The sequence below is a fragment of the Streptomyces sp. NPDC001231 genome (genome assembly GCF_042896885.1).
Lineage (GTDB): Bacteria > Actinomycetota > Actinomycetes > Streptomycetales > Streptomycetaceae > Streptomyces.
The window spans coordinates 52,673-70,219 of the sequence record NZ_JBIAXS010000024.1 but is presented as its reverse complement, the minus strand read 5'-3'; the positions used below and the strand labels follow the sequence as shown (position 1 = coordinate 70,219).

Annotated in this window: 19 protein-coding genes; 9 read left to right on the top strand and 10 right to left on the bottom strand. The window is 73.3% G+C overall.

The window, feature by feature from the left end; genetic code table 11:
- Nucleotides 1-273: 273 nt before the first annotated feature.
- On the bottom strand, nucleotides 274-1,056 hold the full coding sequence (locus ACFY3J_RS26850) for an ABC transporter permease (RefSeq protein WP_390841897.1): 783 nt from the start codon (nucleotides 1,054-1,056) through the stop codon (nucleotides 274-276).
- Nucleotides 1,053-2,021, bottom strand: coding sequence for an ATP-binding cassette domain-containing protein (locus ACFY3J_RS26845; RefSeq protein WP_390841896.1), 969 nt, complete (start codon nucleotides 2,019-2,021; stop codon nucleotides 1,053-1,055). Before ACFY3J_RS26845 ends, ACFY3J_RS26850 begins: the two co-directional genes overlap by 4 nt.
- Before the next feature lie 64 nt (nucleotides 2,022-2,085).
- Here ACFY3J_RS26845 and ACFY3J_RS26840 point away from each other — a divergent pair, with 64 nt between their 5' ends.
- A complete protein-coding gene (locus ACFY3J_RS26840; protein WP_384175218.1) occupies nucleotides 2,086-2,799 on the top strand; it encodes a TetR/AcrR family transcriptional regulator C-terminal domain-containing protein in 714 nt (237 codons plus the stop codon).
- A gap of 7 nt (nucleotides 2,800-2,806) precedes the next feature.
- Here the strand turns inward: ACFY3J_RS26840 and ACFY3J_RS26835 are convergent, their stop codons facing one another.
- From ACFY3J_RS26835 to hmgA, 3 genes are read right to left on the bottom strand one after another with little or no spacing between them, the layout of a single operon-like run.
- Nucleotides 2,807-3,979 carry a type ISP restriction/modification enzyme gene (locus tag ACFY3J_RS26835; RefSeq protein ID WP_384175220.1) on the bottom strand — a complete coding sequence of 391 codons (1,173 nt, stop codon included), beginning with the start codon at nucleotides 3,977-3,979 and terminating at the stop codon, nucleotides 2,807-2,809.
- 26 nt (nucleotides 3,980-4,005) lie between these two features.
- On the bottom strand, nucleotides 4,006-4,755 hold the full coding sequence (locus tag ACFY3J_RS26830) for a GntR family transcriptional regulator (protein ID WP_390841895.1): 750 nt from the start codon (nucleotides 4,753-4,755) through the stop codon (nucleotides 4,006-4,008).
- Nucleotides 4,756-4,782: 27 nt separating this feature from the next.
- Nucleotides 4,783-6,099 (bottom strand): homogentisate 1,2-dioxygenase, encoded by a 1,317-nt coding sequence (gene hmgA, locus ACFY3J_RS26825; RefSeq protein ID WP_384175224.1) that lies wholly within the window; start codon nucleotides 6,097-6,099, stop codon nucleotides 4,783-4,785.
- A gap of 143 nt (nucleotides 6,100-6,242) precedes the next feature.
- Between hmgA and ACFY3J_RS26820 the strand changes: the two genes are divergently transcribed.
- The 5 genes from ACFY3J_RS26820 to ACFY3J_RS26800 all read left to right on the top strand — a co-directional run bounded on the left by ACFY3J_RS26820 (nucleotide 6,243) and on the right by ACFY3J_RS26800 (nucleotide 11,878).
- On the top strand, nucleotides 6,243-6,818 hold the full coding sequence (locus ACFY3J_RS26820; RefSeq protein WP_384175226.1) for a hypothetical protein: 576 nt from the start codon (nucleotides 6,243-6,245) through the stop codon (nucleotides 6,816-6,818).
- Nucleotides 6,819-6,886: 68 nt separating this feature from the next.
- Entirely contained in the window at nucleotides 6,887-7,522 is a 636-nt protein-coding gene (locus tag ACFY3J_RS26815; protein ID WP_384175228.1) for a TetR family transcriptional regulator, read from the top strand.
- Nucleotides 7,523-7,881: 359 nt separating this feature from the next.
- A complete protein-coding gene (locus ACFY3J_RS26810) occupies nucleotides 7,882-9,258 on the top strand; it encodes an ABC transporter ATP-binding protein (protein WP_390841894.1) in 1,377 nt (458 codons plus the stop codon).
- A gap of 134 nt (nucleotides 9,259-9,392) precedes the next feature.
- Nucleotides 9,393-10,781, top strand: a complete 1,389-nt coding sequence (locus tag ACFY3J_RS26805; protein ID WP_384175232.1) for an aldehyde dehydrogenase family protein — start codon at nucleotides 9,393-9,395, stop codon at nucleotides 10,779-10,781.
- A 14-nt stretch (nucleotides 10,782-10,795) separates the two neighbouring features.
- The gene (locus tag ACFY3J_RS26800) at nucleotides 10,796-11,878 is read left to right on the top strand and encodes a Zn-dependent alcohol dehydrogenase (protein WP_384175234.1); all 1,083 of its coding nucleotides are present in this window, start codon (nucleotides 10,796-10,798) and stop codon (nucleotides 11,876-11,878) included.
- A gap of 21 nt (nucleotides 11,879-11,899) precedes the next feature.
- On the opposite strand, the gene ACFY3J_RS26795 is transcribed toward ACFY3J_RS26800, so the two are convergent.
- From ACFY3J_RS26795 to ACFY3J_RS26785, 3 genes are all read right to left on the bottom strand, one after another.
- On the bottom strand, nucleotides 11,900-12,826 hold the full coding sequence (locus tag ACFY3J_RS26795) for a DMT family transporter (protein WP_376545143.1): 927 nt from the start codon (nucleotides 12,824-12,826) through the stop codon (nucleotides 11,900-11,902).
- Between the two features lie 75 nt (nucleotides 12,827-12,901).
- Nucleotides 12,902-13,636: an ArsR/SmtB family transcription factor gene (locus ACFY3J_RS26790; RefSeq protein ID WP_384175237.1), complete on the bottom strand. Its 735-nt coding sequence runs from the start codon at nucleotides 13,634-13,636 to the stop codon at nucleotides 12,902-12,904.
- Between the two features lie 46 nt (nucleotides 13,637-13,682).
- Entirely contained in the window at nucleotides 13,683-14,324 is a 642-nt protein-coding gene (locus tag ACFY3J_RS26785; protein WP_384175239.1) for a TetR/AcrR family transcriptional regulator, read from the bottom strand.
- 149 nt (nucleotides 14,325-14,473) lie between these two features.
- On the opposite strand from ACFY3J_RS26785, the gene ACFY3J_RS26780 reads away from it, so the two are divergent.
- A complete protein-coding gene (locus ACFY3J_RS26780) occupies nucleotides 14,474-14,761 on the top strand; it encodes a YiaA/YiaB family inner membrane protein (RefSeq protein WP_384175241.1) in 288 nt (95 codons plus the stop codon).
- Between the two features lie 96 nt (nucleotides 14,762-14,857).
- Nucleotides 14,858-15,502, top strand: coding sequence for a TetR/AcrR family transcriptional regulator (locus tag ACFY3J_RS26775; protein WP_384175243.1), 645 nt, complete (start codon nucleotides 14,858-14,860; stop codon nucleotides 15,500-15,502).
- A 24-nt stretch (nucleotides 15,503-15,526) separates the two neighbouring features.
- On the opposite strand, the gene ACFY3J_RS26770 is transcribed toward ACFY3J_RS26775, so the two are convergent.
- Complete coding sequence (locus ACFY3J_RS26770) at nucleotides 15,527-15,988, bottom strand: MaoC family dehydratase (RefSeq protein ID WP_384175245.1); 462 nt, start codon at nucleotides 15,986-15,988, stop codon at nucleotides 15,527-15,529.
- A 111-nt stretch (nucleotides 15,989-16,099) separates the two neighbouring features.
- Here ACFY3J_RS26770 and soxR point away from each other — a divergent pair, with 111 nt between their 5' ends.
- On the top strand, nucleotides 16,100-16,576 hold the full coding sequence (soxR, locus tag ACFY3J_RS26765) for a redox-sensitive transcriptional activator SoxR (protein ID WP_384175247.1): 477 nt from the start codon (nucleotides 16,100-16,102) through the stop codon (nucleotides 16,574-16,576).
- A 202-nt stretch (nucleotides 16,577-16,778) separates the two neighbouring features.
- Here the strand turns inward: soxR and ACFY3J_RS26760 are convergent, their stop codons facing one another.
- Nucleotides 16,779-17,381 carry a hypothetical protein gene (locus ACFY3J_RS26760; protein WP_384175249.1) on the bottom strand — a complete coding sequence of 201 codons (603 nt, stop codon included), beginning with the start codon at nucleotides 17,379-17,381 and terminating at the stop codon, nucleotides 16,779-16,781.
- Nucleotides 17,382-17,547: the final 166 nt, after the last annotated feature.

Sequence of the window (17,547 nt, the reverse complement as noted above, 5' to 3'; positions counted from 1 at the left end):
GCGACCGGTGGCTTTGTCAGCAGCGGGGCATGGCCGGTCACCGACGGGTCGCCACGTCGCCAGTCGGGGGGAGGAGGGCGGGACTGCTGCGGTGGGGTGCCGACTGGGGGCGCCGCCGGCCGGCGGTCGACGGACCCGGCGGCGGGTCCTGGTCTTCCGGCGGATCGACGGACATGGCGGCGCGGGCGGCCGGCCGGGCGGCGGGAGACCGCTGCCGCCGGCCGGCCGGGCGGCGTCTTCCCGCCGACGGTCAGGGCATTCCGGCGGCGGCTGTCAGCCCTCTCCGCGGGCGTAACGCCGGACGGCGAGGGGGCCGCACAGGGCGATCAGGAGCGTGCACCAGACCATCGACCCGGCGACGGGGTGGGCCACCGGCCAGGCGGCCCCCTCGGGGACGGGCGCGTTGCCGAAGAGGTCCCGCAGGGCGGTGGTCACCGCGCTGATCGGGTTCCATTCGGCCGTCGTGCGCAGCCAGCCCGCCAGGTTGTCGGTCGGGATGTAGGCGTTGGACAACAGTGGCAGCACGAAGGTGGCGGCGCCGAGCTGTCCGGCGGCCTCCTCGCTGCGGGTGAGCAGCCCGAGGAAGATCCCGATCCAGGTGCACGCGAACCGGAACAACAGCAACAGGCCCACGGCGCCCAGCGCTTCGGGCGCCGACCCCTCGAACCGCCAGCCCACGGCGAGCCCGACCAGCAGCAGCGGCACCGTTCCGGCGGCGGTGACGACGAGGTCCGCCACGGCCTGCCCGAGCGGCACCGCCGCCCGGCTCACCGGCATCGTGCGGAAGCGGTCCATCACGCCCCGGTGCGTGTCCTGGGCCGCCTGGAACATCCCGGTCATGATCCCGCCCGCGGCGGTGGCCACCAGCAGCCCCGGCACCAGGAAGGAGCGGTACTCCCGGCCGGGCATCGCGAGCGCGCTGCCGAAGACGTAGCCGAAGAACAGCAGCATGTTGATCGGCATGACCTGGGTCAGGATCGCCAGTCCCGGACTGTTGCGGACCCGGCGCAGTTGCCGGCCCACCATCGCCATGCCGTCGTACGTCAGCGCGCTCATGTCACGAGCTCCTTGGTGTCGGGGGAGACGCCGGGGGACTGCCCGGTCAGCCGGAGGAAGACGTCGTCGAGGGTCGGCGGCCTCAGACTCGCGTCGAGCAACGGCACGCCGGCCGCGTCGAGTTCGCGCACGAGGCGCGGGAGGGTGAGCGTCGCATCGGTGGTGACCGCGCCGACGGTGTGCCGTTCGTGGTCGAACACGGGCTCGGACCCGGTGAGCCGGTCCAGGACGCCGGCGGCTCCCTTCAGCGCGTCGGCTTGCGCGACGACGACCTCCGCGTAGGAGCCGATCAACGACTTGAGCCGGGCGGGCGATCCGGTGTGTGCGACCCGGCCCCGGTCCACCAGGACGATCTCGTCGGCGAGTTGGTCGGCCTCCTCCAGGTACTGGGTGGTCAGCAGCACCGTCGTCCCCTGCTGCTTCAGGTCACGTACGGCGTCCCGGATGCGGTTGCGGCTGGCCGGGTCGAGCCCGGTGGTCGGCTCGTCCAGGAACAGCACGTCCGGGCGGCGGATCAGGCTGGCCGCCAGGTCGAGGCGGCGCCGCATTCCGCCGGAGTAGGTGGACGCGGTCCGGTCGGCCGCCTCGGAGAGGCCGAACCGCTCCAGCAGTTCGTCGGCCCGCGCGGCCGCGTTCCCGACCCGGTGCAGCCGCGCGAACAGCCGCAGGTTCTGGCGCCCGGTGAGGTCCCCGTCGATCGACGCGTACTGCCCGGTGACACCGATCCTGCGGCGCACCGCCGCCGCCTCCCGGACGAGGTCGTGCCCCGCGACCCGTGCCGACCCCGCGTCCGGGCGCAGCAGCGTGGTCAGCAGCCGAACGGCCGTGGTCTTGCCCGCCCCGTTCGGCCCGAGCAGCCCGCAGACGGTGCCCTGTACCACGGCCAGGTCCAGCCCGCGCAGCGCGTGGACCTGGCCGAACCGTTTCTCCAGTCCCTCACTAAGTACAGCGTACGTAGTAGCCATGTGTCGACGATAGCGCACTACGTACGGTGTACGTAACTACGATGGTGGGGCGAGGTGATGATCAATGACTGGCCGAGCGGCCGTACCCGAGGTGATCTGGGCCCGTCCCGAGCGGGCGGGCCGGGGGCCGAGGCCGGCGTACAGCCGTGCCGACATCGCTGCCGCCGCGGTGCGGATCGCCGACGCCGGAGGCCTGGACGCGGTCTCCATGCGGCACGTGGCGGCCGAACTGGGCTGCGGCACCATGTCGCTGTACAACTACGTCCCCCGCAAGGAGGACCTGTACGAGCTGATGGTCGACGTCGTCAGCGGTGAGCACGAACTGTGGGAGCCCTCGGGCGACTGGCGCGCCGACACGCTGCGGGTCGCCCACCAGACCCGCGGCCTCATGCGCCGCCACCCCTGGCTGCCGCGCCTGATGTCGGGCATCTACGGCTTCAGCCCCAACGCCCTGCGGTACCTGGAGCACTGCCTGGCCTGCCTCGACCCGCTCGAGGTGTCCTACGGCACCAAGATGGAACTGGTCGCGATGGTCAACAGTGTGGTGACCATGTACGTGGCCAACGAGCTGGCCACCGCCGAGCGCGCCCGGTCGTTGCCCTGGTCGGAGGAGCAGGAGCACGCGGTGCGGATCGCCTATCTCGGCGGGCGGATCGCCACGGGTGAGTATCCGCGGATGGCGGCGGCCTTCGCGGAGGACGCCGGGCCGATCGACCTGGAGGCGGTGTTCGAGCGGGCGCTGGGGCGGGTCCTGGACGCGTTCGCGCCGCGCGGCTGAGGCGTCCTCAGATCAGGGCGAACTGACCCTCGGGGCCCTCCTCGCGGTGGTCGAGGACCGAGGCCGGCCGGCGGGCCGCGTCCGGCACCGGCAGGATCCCCGTGGACCGCAGGCCGGTCGCGGTGATCGCGTCCGTCACCTCCAACGCCTGCCGGCGCGGCCTCAGTTCAGCCAGCAGGGCGAGGACCGTGATCAGCTCCAGGAGCTCGGACGTCCACGCCTGCGGCCAGGTCGCCGGGCGGACGGCCGCCAGGGTGCCCGGTTCGCCCCGCGCGGTCCGCGCGGCGAACCACTGCTCCAGGACCCGCACCGAGCCGGCCTCGAAGTCCCAGGCCTGCGGCGGGACGGGGGAGACACGGCCCTCGTCGAGGTGCAGGGTCTCCTCGTCGCGCTCGTAGCGCAGGGTCAGCGGGCGCGCGGGCAGCGGGGCGCGGACGTAGGGGCGGCGGCCGCCGGGGAGCTTGGGGCGCTCGCCGTCGCGGCGCATCAGCCACAGCGTCCGGCGGCCCAGCTCCACTCCGGCCGCCCAGGCGCCGGCGTCCCCGGTGAGCGGGACCACCGGGCCGTCCGGACCGGGGCGCGCCGCCGCGAGCGTCCAGGCGAGGACGTCCTCCGGGGCGGGGCGGTGCCCGAGGCGGGCGGCCAGGTGGTCCAGCAGGCCGGGCGCCAGGTTCGGCTCCGCCGCCGCCGGACGGCGGTACAGGGGCCGGATGCGTCCCGGACGCAGGACGGGCAGCAGGGACGTCGCCAGCAGCGGCGGTCCGGTGCCGGGCGCGGCGGCCGTCTCCGCCACGAAGACCTGCCGGGCGTCCGCCACCCGCCACAACTCGGGGCGGGCCGCGTCGATCAGACGGTGGTCGGGGATCAGCCACTGCTCGTCGAACGGCGCCACGAGCACACGCACCGGCTCCGGGCAGGGGCCCGAGGCGCGGATCAGTCTCTCGGTGCCGCCGGTCCGGCCCGGCAACTGCCCGACCGCCGTGTACGGCGTGCGCGAGCGCGTCGGCTCGAACAGGGCCTCCCGGTCGGGGCCCTCGGCCTTCAGCAGGGCCTCCCAGCGGGCCCTGAGGCAGCCCGCGTCGGGAGCCGCCGGCCACCCCCGGCCCAGCCGCGGCGGTGCGACGGACCACGGCATGAGGTCGGCCAGCGGCGGAGCGTCGTCGTGCGTCACGCCGGGCATCGTACGACCTGACCCGGACGGCCGGGTCAGGTGGCGTCGAGGGTGACCGTGAAGGAGAAACGGTCCCCCCGGTAGTGGATCACCGCCACGTCCAGCGGCCGCCCCGCCGCGTCGTAGGTGATCCCCGTGTAGTGCAGGATCGGGCTGAGCAGCGGGACCTGCAGCAGTCGCGCCGTCTCCGGATCGGCCAGCCGGGCCTGGACAGTGTCCGTGATCCGGCTGATGTCCGCGCCCACCACGTCCCGCAGCACCTTGGTCATCGGCCAGCGCACCAGATCCTCCGGCGCCATCCGGCGGGCCAGCTCCGGACGGAGGTAGTTGCGGGCGTGGTTGGTCGGCTCACCGGTCTTCTCGTCACCGCGCAGCCGGTGGTACGTCGCCACCTCGCGCAGATCCGGGAAGAACTCGGCCAGTTCGGCGGGCACCGCCCCCGTGCCGTGGGCCAGCAGCTCGGTGGTCATACCGGACTGCTGGGCCACGATGGCGTCCACCGCGCCCAGCAGCCGCACCGGGGCGCCCCGCCGGGCACCGGGCTCGATGAACGTGCCGCGCCGCCGGTGCCGGGTGATCAGCCCCTCGTCCTCCAGTTCCTTCAGCGCCTGCCGCATGGTCAGCACGCTCACGCCGTAGTGCCCCGCCAACTGCTCCTCGGTGGGCAGGCGCAGCGGGTCCTGGGGCGAGCGGCCGAGGATCGAGGCGCGCAGCGACTGCGACACCTGGTACCACAGCGGCAACTTGCGGTTCAGGACGATCGAATCCGGGGCGAAGGAGGTCACGGTTCATCCGTACTGGTAGGGAATCGATCAGGGCAAGGGGTGGAAGTGACGCTCGAGCCCCTGCCAGACGTCGTCGTACCGCCGCTGAAGGTGCTCGGCCCCGGCCGCGTGCGGCGTGAGCGTCAGCGGCCAGCGCGTCTCGAACATGAACGCCAGCCCGTCGTCCACCTTGTGCGGCTTCAACTCCGCCGCGCTCGCCCTGTCGAAGGTCTCCCGGTCCGGGCCGTGCGCCGACATCATGTTGTGCAGCGAGCCGCCGCCCGGCACGAAGCCCTCCGCCTTGGCGTCGTAGGCGCCCTCGATCAGGCCCATGTACTCGCTCATCACGTTCCGGTGGAAGTACGGCGGCCGGAAGGTGTCCTCGCCGACCAGCCAGCGCGGCGCGAAGACGACGAAGTCCACGCCGGCCAGGCCCGGGGTGTCGGAGGGCGAGGTCAGCACCGTGAAGATCGACGGGTCCGGGTGGTCGTACGAGATCGTGCCGATCACGTTGAAGCGGCGCAGGTCGTAGACGTACGGCACGAGGTTGCCGTGCCAGGCCACCACGTCGAGCGGGGAGTGGTCGTAGGTGGCGGTCCACAGGTTGCCGCAGAACTTGTTCACCACCTCCACCGGGCCCTCGGTGTCCTCGTAGGCGGCGACCGGCGCGCGGAAGTCGCGGGCGTTGGCGAGGCCGTTGGCGCCGATGGGGCCGAGGTCGGGGAGGCGGAAGGGGGCGCCGTAGTTCTCGCAGACGTAGCCGCGGGCGGTGGCGTCGAGAAGCTCCACGCGGAAGCGCACCCCGCGCGGGATCAGCGCCACGTCGCCCGGCTCGGCGTGCAGCAGCCCGAACTCGGTGCGCAGCAGCAGCCCGCCGCGCTCCGGCACGATCAGCAGCTCGCCGTCCGCGTCGCTGAAGACGCGCTCCATCGAGGAGTCGGCGTGGTAGAGGTGCACGGCCACGCCGGTGCGCTGGGTGGCGTCGCCGTTGCCGCCCAGCGTCCACAGCCCGGCGAGGAAGTCCGTGCCGCGGGCGGGCTCCGGCAGCGGGTTCCAGCGCAGCCGGTTCGGGTCGGGCACCGTCTCGGTGAACGGCGCCGTGCGGACCGTGCCGTTGCCGGTCCGGGTGAACGCCGGGTGCGCGGCCGACGGGCGGATCCGGTACAGCCACGAGCGGCGGTTGTGGGCCCGCGGCTCGGTGAACGCCGTACCGCTGAGCTGCTCCGCGTACAGCCCGAGGGGGGCGCGCTGCGGGGAGTTGCGGCCCTCGGGCAGTGCGCCCGGAAGCGCCTCGGAACCGTGTTCGTTGCCGAACCCGGAGAGGTAGGTCAGTTTCTCGGCGGTCTTGCGTGCGTCCCCGCTCATGATCGCTCCCTTGCAACCTGATTCCTATGGGACACCGTAGGATTGGGCATTCCGGGGCGCAAGACCCCCTACTCCGGGCGGAGGGCAGAACCCGACCTCAGGGGGATCCGGCGGGTCCGGTCGCTGCTCTACGCTCCCGAGTCATGTCGTCGTGGACGCGGGGATCACTCGCTGCGCTCGCGGTCTGTGCCCTGCTCTTCGCCGGGCCGGCGGGCTGTGGACCGGAGGGCGCGCACGGGCCGGTGGACGGGAAGCGGGCCGAGCCCGTGGGCAAGCTCCTCGACCACACCGACGAGGAGGGCCGGCGCTACCGCGAGGTGGACCGGAGGACCGCCCCCGAGGTCCGTGTCGAGGTGCGGCCGGACACCGACGGCGACTGGGACGTACGGCTGTCCGTGCGCCGCTTCCGCTTCTCCCCGGACGGCACGGCGGCCCGGGCGACGGCCGGGCGCGGCCTCGCCCAGCTGCTGGTGGACGGCCGGCTCGTCGTCCGCCTGCGCGCCCCGGAGTACCGCCTCTCCGGCCGGTTCGTCCCCCACGGCACCCATCACGTCACCGTCCGCCTCTACGCCGACGACGGCACGGTCTGGGCGGTCGCGGGCCGTCCGGTCCAGAGCACGGCCGACATCACGGCCGCGCCCCCGGAAGCGCCGGAGCCGCCGGATTCGTCCCGGGCCGTGTCTCCGGAGCCCGCCCCGGCCGCGTTTCCGAAGCCGTAACGGGGTCGCGGTCCGGCCTTCCGGGAGGCGCGCTTCACCCGCCCGCCGGGGGAAGGCATGATGAAGCCGTGTCCCACCCGACCCCGCTTCGCCGTGCGCCCGTGCAGCGGCGCAGCGCCGAACGGCTGACCAGGATCCTCGACGCCTGCGCCGATCTCCTCGACGAGGTCGGCTACGACGCGCTGACCACGCGTGCCGTCGCGGAGCGCGCCGGTGTGCCCATCGGCTCGGTCTACCGGTTCTTCGGCAACAAGCGGGCGATGGCGGACGCGCTCGCCCAACGCAACCTCGACCGGTACACCGACCGCGTCACCGAGCGGCTGAAGAAGGCGAAGAAGGAGGGGAAGGCCGGGAATGCGGCGAGCGGCGGATGGCGTGCCGTCATGGACGCCGTCCTGGACGAGTACCTGGCCATGAAACGGACCGCCCCCGGGTTCTCCCTCGTCGACTTCGGCAACCAGATCCCCGTCGGCGCCCGCCACGCCGAACCCAACCACCGCGTCGCCGACCGGCTCACGGACCTCCTGTCCGGCTATCTGCGCCGCCCGCCCGACGACGACCTGCGGCGCACCTTCCTGATCGCCGTCGAGACCGCCGACACCCTGGTCCAACTCGCCTTCCGCGTCGACGCGCAGGGCGACGAGCGGATCATCGAGGAGATGCGGCGGATGCTGCGTGCCTACCTGGCGCGGGTGCTGGACTGAGGCCGATTTCCCGGTGCCGTGAGGTCCCGGTGGGGAGGGGCGGGAAATGGTTGCGCCGGGCGGGGGAAAGCTGACGGCGGGTCGGGTGCCGGTTGCTTCACGACGCGAACGCATGTGAAAGGCAGTCAGATGAGAGGGCGATTTATGTGAAAATCGCCTGACTCAGAGGAACATGCATGCCCACCCTCGCGATCGTCCGCTTCCTCGTCCGGCGGACGGCGGCGTCCGATCCTGCCCGGTCTCTTCCCCCCGGCGCGCACATTCCGTTAACTTCCGTGACTCATACGCCCCGTACGACCCGCACGAGGCGTTCGACCCGCGGAGCCTCAGTGCTCTGGTGAGTCCCGGGGGAATGCCTCATGACACGCGCCATCTCTCTGCACGACGTGAGCAAGACCTACGCCAAGGGCGTCCGCGTGGTGGACCGCCTCTCGCTCGACATCGCGCCCGGCGAGTTCCTGGTGCTGCTCGGGCCCTCCGGCTGCGGGAAGTCCACCGTGCTCAGGATGATCGCCGGGCTGGAGGAGATCACCGAGGGGCAGTTGCTGCTCGACGGCGAGTACGGCAACGATCTGCCTCCCTCCGGCCGGGACATGGCGATGGTCTTCCAGAACTTCGCGCTCTACCCGAACATGACCAGCCGCGACAACATCGGCTTCCCGCTGCGCATCGAGTCGCCCGGCGCGGACCCCGCCGGCCGCGTCGACGCCACCGCCCGCATGCTGGGCATCGAGGACCTCCTCGACCGCTTCCCCAGCCAGCTCTCCGGCGGCGAACGCCAGCGCGTCGCCATGGGCCGCGCGATCTCCCGGCACCCCTCCGCCTTCCTGATGGACGAGCCGCTGTCCAACCTCGACGCCAAGCTCCGCAACCATCTGCGCGCCGAAATGTCCAAGCTGACCCGCGAGTTGGGCGTCACCACCGTCTACGTCACCCATGACCAGTCCGAGGCCATGTCCCTGGGCGACCGGGTCGCCGTCCTGCGCGGCGGCGTCCTCCAGCAGGTGGACACCCCGCGCGCGGTGTACGCCCTGCCCCGCAATGTCTTCGTGGCCGCCTTCATCGGCACCCCGCGCATCAACCTGCTGCGGGGCCTGGTCCGCGCCCCGCTCGACGGCGCCATGACCATCAGCCTGGGCAAGCAGTTCCTGCGCCTGCCCGAACCCCTGTCCCTGGACCACCAGTTGCTGCGCGTGCAGCAGGGCCGCGAAGTGATCGTGGGGCTGCGCTCGGAGGCCGTTCGGATCGCCCCCAAGTTCTCGGCCTCGTCCCGGCGCTCGGGAGCGCCCGCGCCCGTCGCCCGGCCCGGGGAGGTGACGATCACCGGGCTGGTGGAGCACATGGAGTTCCAGGGCCACGAGGTCCTCGTCCACTTCAACACCGGCTCCCGCCCCGCCGTCGTACCCGATCTGGAGGCCCCGCGTCCCATCCGGCGCCCGACCCGGCGGCGCCGTCGGGAGGGCACGGTCCTGAACCGGCTGCGGGACCGGGCGGGCGCCCTGCGTGCGGGACCCGTGGTGGTGCTGGAGCACCCCGCCGGACCCGCGCCGGAACCGGTCGCAGCGCCGGAGCCGCGCCTGCCCGGCGACCTGGTCGTGCGGACCACGCCGGACATCGAACTGCGGCACGGGATGCAGGTGCCTCTCCTGGTGGACCTCGCCCGCCTGTTCGTCTTCGACCAGCGCGGCGAGCGCATCTGTCCGGCCCCGGACCGGCTGCCCGACCTGGAGGAGTGAAGGGCCCCGGCAGGCCGGGGACCGGCAGGACGAGGGGCGTACGGCCGACGGAAAGCTACCAGCGCTAGTTTGTGGGCTGTCAGTAGCTTGTTTCACGCGGACGAGACCGACGGCCCCCGCCCCGGAGGAGCACGATGAAGGCACACGACGGCATGTACATCGACGGCGCCTGGCGTCCCGCCGCGGGCCGGGACGTCATCGAGGTGGTGAACCCGGCCGACGAGCGGGTGATCGGCACCGTGCCCGCGGGCACCGCCGAGGACGTCGACGCGGCCGTACGCGCGGCCCGCGCCGCCCTGCCCGGCTGGTCCGCGACTCCGCCCGCCGAGCGGGCCGCCCACCTGGCCGCCCTGCGGGACGTGCTGGCGGCCCGCGAGGAGGAGATCGCCGAGACCGTCACCGCCGAACTCGGCGCGCCGCTCGCCTTCTCCCGGACGGTCCACGTGGGCGTGCCGATCGCGGTCGCCGGCTTCTACGCCGGCCTCGCGGCGACGTACGCCTTCGAGGAGAAGATCGGCAACTCCACCGTGTACCACGAGCCGGTCGGCGTGGTCGGCGCGATCACCCCCTGGAACTACCCGCTGCACCAGATCGTCGCCAAGGCCGCCCCCGCGCTGGCCGCCGGCTGCACCGTCGTCCTCAAGCCCGCCGAGGACACCCCGCTCACCGCCCGGCTGTTCGCCCGGGCGGTCGACGAGGCCGGGCTGCCGGCGGGCGTGTTCAACCTGGTCACCGGCCTCGGCCCGGTCGCCGGACAGGCGCTCGCCGAGCACCCGGACGTGGACCTGGTCTCCTTCACCGGCTCCACGGCCGTCGGCAGGCGGATCGGCGCGATCGCGGGCGCCGCCGTCAAGAAGGTCGCCCTGGAACTGGGCGGCAAGTCCGCCAACGTCATCCTTCCGAGCGCCGACCTGGCCAGGGCGGTGAACGTCGGCGTCGCCAACGTCATGTCCAACTCCGGCCAGACGTGCAGCGCCTGGACCCGCATGCTGGTCCACAACGACCAGTACGAGGAGGCGGTCGCCCTGGCCGCGACGGCCGCCGCCAAGTACGGCGAGCGCATCGGTCCCGTGGTGAACGCCAAGCAGCGGGCACGTGTGCGCGGGTACATCGAGAAGGGCGTCGCCGAGGGCGCCCGCCTCGTCGCGGGCGGCCCCGGATCCCCGCGCGAACGGGGCTACTTCGTCAGCCCCACCGTCCTCGCCGACGTCACCCCCCGGATGACCGTCGCCCAGGAGGAGATCTTCGGCCCGGTCCTCTCCATCCTCCGCTACGACGACGAGGAGGACGCCCTGCGCATCGCCAACGGCACGGTCTACGGCCTCGCCGGCGCCGTCTGGGCGGGCGACGAGGCGGAGGCGGTGGCCTTCGCCCGCCGGCTGGACACCGGCCAGGTCGACATCAACGGCGGCCGCTTCAACCCCCTCGCCCCCTTCGGCGGCTACAAGCAGTCCGGCGTGGGCCGCGAACTCGGCACGCACGGCCTCACCGAATACCTCCAGACCAAGTCCCTCCAGTTCTAAGGGAGTCACGCCTCATGGCCGTACGTGCCGCCGTCCTGCCCGCTGTCGGCTCGCCGTTGGAGATCACCGGGATCGAGTTGCCGGAGCCGGGGCCCGGACGGGTTCGTGTCCGGCTCGCCGCCGCCGGGGTCTGCCACTCCGATCTGTCCCTGACGAACGGCACCCTGCGGGTGCCGGTGCCCGCCGTTCTCGGTCATGAGGGCGCGGGGACCGTCGTCGCGGTCGGCGAAGGCGTAACCCAGGTCGCGCCGGGGGACACGGTGGTGCTCAACTGGGCGCCGTCCTGCGGGAACTGCCACGCCTGCTCGCTCGGCGAGGTCTGGCTGTGCGCCAACGCGATGAACGGCGCCGCCGACGTCCACGCCCGCACCGCCGACGGCACCGAACTGCACCCCGGCCTGAACGTCGCCGCCTTCGCCGAGGAGACGGTGGTCGCCGCCTCCTGCGTGCTGCCCCTCCCGGACGGCGTCCCGGTCACCGACGCCGCGCTCCTCGGCTGCGCCGTCCTCACCGGCTACGGTGCCGTCCACCACGCGGCGAAGGTGCGCCCCGGTGAGACGGTCGCGGTGTTCGGCGTCGGCGGAGTGGGCCTCGCCACCCTCCAGGCAGCCCGGATCGCCGGCGCCGGGAGGATCGTCGCCGTGGACGTCTCCCCGGAGAAGGAGGAACTCGCCCGCCGGGCGGGCGCCACCGACTTCCTCCCGGCCACCGGGGACACCCCCCGCGAGATCCGCGCCCTCACCGGGAGACAGGGGGTCGACGCCGCCGTGGAATGCGTGGGCCGCGCGGTCACCATCCGCGCCGCCTGGGAGTCCACCCGCCGTGGCGGCCGCACGACCGTCGTCGGCATCGGCGGCAAGGACGAGCAGGTCACCTTCAACGCCCTGGAGCTCTTCCACTGGGGCCGCACCCTGACCGGGTGCGTCTACGGCAACTCGGATCCGGCCAGGGACCTGCCCGTGCTCGCCGAACACGTCCGCACCGGCCGGCTCGACCTGGCCACCCTGGTCACCGACCGGATCACCCTGGACGACATCCCGGCCGCCTTCGAGAACATGCTGGCCGGCAAGGGCGGCCGGGCGCTGGTGGTGTTCTGAGGCCCGCCGGTCGTCCCGGGGTCAGGACACGCGCTCCGGCCGGGGCTCCTCACGTGCCGTCCGGGAGGTCCGGCGGTGCGGACGGGAGCGGGAGACCGCCACTCCGGCCAGGCACAGAGCCCCGCCCACCAGGGTCACCGGACCCGGCACCTCACCCAGCGCCAGCCACGACATCAGCACGACCAGGGCCGGTACCGCGTACGTCGTCGCGCCCATCCGGCTCGCGGTCGTACGGGACAGCGCGTAGGCCCAGGTCGTGAACGCGAGCGCGGTCGGGAACACGCCCAGGTAGACCATGTTGAGCGTGGCCGGCAGCGGGGCGCGGGCGGCCTCGTGGAGGAGTTGGCCGGTGAAGGGGAGGCAGACGACCGCGCCGACCAGGCACCCGAACGTCGTCACCTGCAACACGCTCGCCCGGCCCAGCGCCGGCTTCTGGGCGACGACCCCGGAGGCGTACGCGACCGCCGCCAGCAGGCACAGCACCACGCCCAGCACCGAGGATCCGCCCCCGCCCGACATCGACAGGCCCACGGTCACCGCCCCCGCGAACGACACCGCCATGCCCGCCAGCAGCCTCGGCGGCATCGGATCCCCCAGCAGCCGCGCCCCGAGCAGCGCGATCAGCAGCGGGCCGACATTGACCACCAGCGCCGCGGTCCCGGCGTCCACCTGCTGCTCGCCCCAGTTCAGGGCCACCATGTAGAAGCCGAACCACAGCAGCCCGGATATCGCGATCCCGCGCCAGGCCGCCCGCGGCGGCCACCCCTCCCGCCGCACCAGGCAGATCGCGCCCAGCGTCAGGGCTCCGGCCAGCAGCCGCCCGAGGGCCAGCGCGCCCGGCGAGTACGCGGCACCCGCACTGCGGATCGAGACGAAGGCGGAGGCCCACAGCACCACGGTGACCGTGGCGGCCGCGGCGGCCAGGCGGGACGGGGAGACGTTCATCATGCTTCCTGAGGTTAGGTGGGCAGGGGTGAGCGGGGCTCGCGGATTTCGGACGTCCAGGACCGGCCGGCGGCGCGCTCAGCGCAGCGCCGCCGTCTCGATCCCCAGCAGGTCGGACAGGGCGCGCTCGCCGGCCGGGGTGACCCCGACGGCGCGCTCCGAGCCGATGCGCACGCACCAGCCCGCGTCGAAGGCGTGCCGGCACAGGCCCGCGCCGGCGGCCCCCGCGAGATGGGGGCGCCGTTCCGTCCAGTCGAGGCAGGCCCGGACCAGCGGGCGCCGCCCCGTGCGGTCCAGGCCGATGCCCATCGTGCCGAACCAGGTCAGCCCGGCGTCCGTGAGCGCGAAGCCGAGGTCCTGGCGCAGCAGCCCGCGCGCGGTGAACGCGTCGGTGAGCGCGATGCCGAGCCGCCCGGCGAGATGGTCGTAACAGGTGCGCCCGCGGGCCATCGCCGACCCGGCGCTCGACTCCCGCAGCGTGCGCGGCCGGCGCGCGGCCCGCGGGGCGGCCTGGGCGGCCAGGTCCTCCACGAGCTGGGCGACCCGCGCGTCGGCCAGGCGTACGTACCGGTGCCGGCCCTGACGCTCCTCGGTGAGCAGCCCGCCCGCGACGAGCTTGCCCAGGTGCTCGCTGAGCGTGGAGGCGGCGACGCCCGCGTGCCGGGCCAGTTCGCCGGCCGTCCACGCCCGTCCGTCGAGCAGCGCCAGCAGGCACGCGGCCCGCGTCTCGTCGGCGATCAGCCCGGCGAGCGCGGCCAGCGGAGGTGCCACGGGGTCCTGACGCCGGGTCCCTGTCCGTTCTCCGGTGCTCATGAGGCCAGCATGGGACACGGACGCTTCGGCGCGCGCCGAAGTGTGCTCACGTGCTCCGCCCCACCTGCTCGTACTGCCGAGCCAGCCCGTCCAGCAGTGCCGCGAGACCGGTCTCGAAGGCCCGTTCGTCGATCTTCTCCTGCTGCTCGGCCAGCAGATGGGCCTGCCCGAGACGCGGGTAGTCGGCCGGGTCGTAGGCCCCGGCGTCGTCCACGAAGCCCCCGGCGAAGGAGCCGAGCGCGGAGCCCATGATGAAGTACCGCATCAGCGCGCCGATGGAGGTCGCCTGCGCCGGTGGCCAGCCCGCGTCGACCATCGCGCCGTAGACCGCGTCGGCCAGCCGCAGCGCGGCGGGACGGCGGCCGGGGCCGCGGGCGAGGACCGGAACGACGTTCGGGTGGTCGCGCAGGGCGGCCCGGTAGGACACGGCCCAGTCGTGCAGCGCGGTCCGCCAGTCCCGGCCGTCCTCGAACATGGACAGGTCGACCTGGGCGCTCACCGAGTCCGCGACCGCCTCCAGGATCTCGTCCTTGGTCCGGAAGTGGTTGTAGAGCGAGGGCCCGCTCACCCCCAGCTCGGCTGCGAGCCGGCGGGTGGAGACGGCCGCCAGGCCCTCCGCGTCCACGAGCTCCCGCGCCGTCGCGACGATGCGGCCGGTGCTGAGGAGCGGGGTGCGGGGTCGGGCCATGGCGCACATCGTAGAGCCGCGGGATCGAACAGGCGGCGCCCGCGCGGGCGGGCGTTGCGGGCCCCGGTGCCGGTAGCCGAAGTTCTGAGTACGCGAGCTGAGTATCCCGGCGGATGCGGCGGCGGGCCCGTGGGCCGACGCTGGTCGCCATGAGTGACACACCGGTCAAGCAGCAGAGCACCGCCGCTTTCTACGGCCAGGCGGTCGCCTCCTTCGGCATCGCCATGGCCGCCACCGCCATCGGCATCTTCAGACTGGACGCCGACGCCTGGGTGCGCGCCTTCCTCGCCATCGCCGTCCTGTACCTTGTCACCTCCGCGTTCACGCTCGCCAAGGTGATCAGGGACCGCCAGGAGGCCGGCCGGATCGTCAGCCGGGTCGACCAGGCGCGGCTGGAGAAGCTGCTCTCCGAACACGATCCCTTCGAGAAGCTGTGAGGCCGCGGGCCGCGCCGCACCGCCGGCCCAGCAGGCTAAGCGAGCGCTCACCCTCGGCGGTATGGTGGACCCCCTGACGCGAAAGAGGGGCGAGCGATGACTACGGCGGAGGAGACGGCCGGCGGTGACCCGCAGCCGTGGGGCGAGGTCACCCCGGACGCGGCCCGGCGGCTGCTCGTGGCCGCCGTGGAGGCCTTCGCCGAACGGGGCTACCACGCGACGACGACCCGCGACATCGCGGGCCGGGCCGGAATGAGCCCGGCCGCCCTCTACATCCACTACCGGACCAAGGAAGAACTGCTCCACCGCATCAGCCGGATCGGCCACGAGAAGGCGCTGGAGATCCTGCGCACCGCCGCCCGGCGCGAGGGCGGCGCGACCGAGCGGCTCGCCGACGCCGTCAGCTCCTTCGTGCGCTGGCACGCGGGCGGGCGCACCACCGCCCGGGTCGTGCAGTACGAACTGGACTCGCTCGGTCCGGACGCCCGCGCGGAGATCCTCGCACTGCGCCGCCAGGTCGACGCCGAGGTGCGCGGGATCATCGAGGACGGCGTCGCCTCGGGCGAGTTCGACGTGCCGGACGTGCGCGGCACCACGCTTGCCGTGCTCTCCCTGTGCATCGACGTCGCCCGCTGGTTCAACCTCGACGGCCCCCGCACCCCCGAGGAGGTCGGCGCGCTGTACGCCGACCTCGTGCTGCGGATGGTCGGGGCCGGCCGCCACCTTCCCGAGCGGCCCTAGAACCGCCACCTTCCCCGAGAGGCCCTAGAAGTAGTACCGCACCACCGACTCCGCCACGCACACCGGCTTGTCGCCGCCCTCGCGCTCCACGGTGAAGGCGACGGTCGCCTGCACCCCGTCCGGCACGTCGTCCACGCCGGTGATCACGGCGGTGGACCGCAGTCGTGAGCCGACCGGGACGGGGGCGGGGAAACGGACCTTGTTGGTGCCGTAGTTGACGCCCATCCGCACACCCTCGACCGCGATCAGCTGCGGCCCGAAGATCGGCAGCAGCGACAGGGTCAGATAGCCGTGGGCGATGGTCGTGCCGAAGGGGCCCGCGGCGGCCTTCTCCGGGTCCACGTGGATCCACTGGTGGTCGCCGGTCGCGTCGGCGAACAGGTCGATCCGCTTCTGGTCGATCTCCAGCCAGTCGGTGTACCCCAGCCGCTCACCCACCGCCGCCCTGAGTTCGTCGGGGGACGTGAAGATCCTCGGCTCTGCCATGTGTCCGGCCTCCCGCCTCGCGGTCGAAGTCTAAGCAACTGCTTAGCATGGCCGGGTCCGGGGCCCCTGTCAACGGACCGGGCGGGTGACGCGGTGGGTAGGCTCTGAGAGGTGCCCCAGATCCCCGAGAAGATCCACGAGCTGACCGTCGGCCAGGTGTCGGCCCGCAGCGGCGCCGCCGTCTCCGCCCTGCACTTCTACGAGTCCAAGGGTCTGATCAGCAGCCGCCGCACATCGGGCAACCAGCGCCGCTACTCCCGCGACACGCTGCGCCGGGTCGCCTTCGTCCGGGCGGCGCAGCGCGTGGGCATCCCGCTCGCCACGATCCGTGAGGCGCTCGCCCGGCTCCCCGAGGAGCGCACCCCCACCCGGGAGGACTGGGCCCGGCTCTCCGAGGCCTGGCGCTCCGAACTCGACGAGCGCATCAGGCAGCTCAACCGCCTGCGCGACCACCTCACCGACTGCATCGGCTGCGGCTGCCTGTCCCTGGACACCTGTGTGCTGTCCAACCCGGACGACGTCTTCGGTGAACGTCTGACGGGCTCGCGCCTGATGGCGGAGCGGGGGAGCGGCGCCGGCCGCGCGTAGTCCCCCCGCGGCCGGCGGCAGCGCATCCTGGCGGAACCGGCCGCCGCCGCGCCGAACCCCCCCGGACCGCCCTGTGAGACGCGCCGGTCCGCCCCGTGCCGACGGGCGCCGGCGGTCCCCCGGCCGCCGGGCGGGCTCCGAGGCGCCCCGTCATCCGCCCGGCAGGACCGGCGCACCTCACCTCAAGGGCCTGCCGTCGTGGTCAGGCGGACATCAACAGCCGCCCCCGCCTGGCGTACGCCAGGGCCTCGGGCGTGAGAACGGGCAGCGGGACCAGGATCCCGCAGACCGTGCAGACCGGGCCGGACGACGGTTCGTGATCCAGGTCGTACGTCCAGGCCAGCCGCTCGCCGCCGCACACCGGGCACGCCGCGCCCGGCTCGCGCTCCAGCGCGGCGATCAGCCGGCTCAGCACCTCGGCCAGCGGTTCCCTCGGGTGTACCCGAGGGTCGTCGCACCAGGCCACCCCGAAGCCGCCCCAGGTCATCCGGTGCCAGTCGTCCACGCTGCCCGGCCTGCGCAGCCCGTCGTGCTTCTCCTGCTTACGGCGTCTGGCGAACCCGGCCTCGTAGTCGAGCCACACCGAACGCGCTTCTTCCAGTTCGTCCAGTGCGGCCACGAGCCGCACCGGATCGGGGGACCTGTCCTCGGGACCGAACCCGGCCCGGGAGCACAGATGGTCCCAGGTCGCCCTGTGCCCATAGGGAGCGAACCGCTCGAGGCACTTGCGCAGCGAGTAACGCCGCAGCGCCAGATCGCACCGCGGGTCCCTCACCTGTCTCGCCAGACTCCGGAAACCGGCCATCGCCCTGCACCTCCGTCACACCTGCATCCGCACTTCGGTCACTGCGGCGTCGTCGTACGGAGCCGTCGTGATGGCTCCGCCGGATAGACGTGCCGACATCCGATCCGGCTCCATCCGTTTTCCGATGCCCGCCATAACGCCGCCCTGGTTGACCCTCACGAGGTGC

Bases quoted from the DNA above. Each gene is read 5' to 3' on its own strand.
- ACFY3J_RS26850 (WP_390841897.1), bottom strand. From the start codon at position 1,056: ATGAGCGCGCTGACGTACGACGGCATGGCGATGGTGGGCCGGCAACTG.
- ACFY3J_RS26845 (WP_390841896.1), bottom strand. From the start codon at position 2,021: ATGGCTACTACGTACGCTGTACTTAGTGAGGGACTGGAGAAACGGTTC.
- ACFY3J_RS26840 (WP_384175218.1), top strand. From the start codon at position 2,086: ATGACTGGCCGAGCGGCCGTACCCGAGGTGATCTGGGCCCGTCCCGAG.
- ACFY3J_RS26835 (WP_384175220.1), bottom strand. From the start codon at position 3,979: ATGCCCGGCGTGACGCACGACGACGCTCCGCCGCTGGCCGACCTCATG.
- hmgA (WP_384175224.1), bottom strand. From the start codon at position 6,099: ATGAGCGGGGACGCACGCAAGACCGCCGAGAAACTGACCTACCTCTCC.
- ACFY3J_RS26820 (WP_384175226.1), top strand. From the start codon at position 6,243: ATGTCGTCGTGGACGCGGGGATCACTCGCTGCGCTCGCGGTCTGTGCC.
- ACFY3J_RS26810 (WP_390841894.1), top strand. From the start codon at position 7,882: ATGACACGCGCCATCTCTCTGCACGACGTGAGCAAGACCTACGCCAAG.
- ACFY3J_RS26805 (WP_384175232.1), top strand. From the start codon at position 9,393: ATGAAGGCACACGACGGCATGTACATCGACGGCGCCTGGCGTCCCGCC.
- ACFY3J_RS26800 (WP_384175234.1), top strand. From the start codon at position 10,796: ATGGCCGTACGTGCCGCCGTCCTGCCCGCTGTCGGCTCGCCGTTGGAG.
- ACFY3J_RS26795 (WP_376545143.1), bottom strand. From the start codon at position 12,826: ATGATGAACGTCTCCCCGTCCCGCCTGGCCGCCGCGGCCGCCACGGTC.
- ACFY3J_RS26790 (WP_384175237.1), bottom strand. From the start codon at position 13,636: ATGAGCACCGGAGAACGGACAGGGACCCGGCGTCAGGACCCCGTGGCA.
- ACFY3J_RS26785 (WP_384175239.1), bottom strand. From the start codon at position 14,324: ATGGCCCGACCCCGCACCCCGCTCCTCAGCACCGGCCGCATCGTCGCG.
- ACFY3J_RS26780 (WP_384175241.1), top strand. From the start codon at position 14,474: ATGAGTGACACACCGGTCAAGCAGCAGAGCACCGCCGCTTTCTACGGC.
- ACFY3J_RS26775 (WP_384175243.1), top strand. From the start codon at position 14,858: ATGACTACGGCGGAGGAGACGGCCGGCGGTGACCCGCAGCCGTGGGGC.
- ACFY3J_RS26770 (WP_384175245.1), bottom strand. From the start codon at position 15,988: ATGGCAGAGCCGAGGATCTTCACGTCCCCCGACGAACTCAGGGCGGCG.
- ACFY3J_RS26760 (WP_384175249.1), bottom strand. From the start codon at position 17,381: ATGGCCGGTTTCCGGAGTCTGGCGAGACAGGTGAGGGACCCGCGGTGC.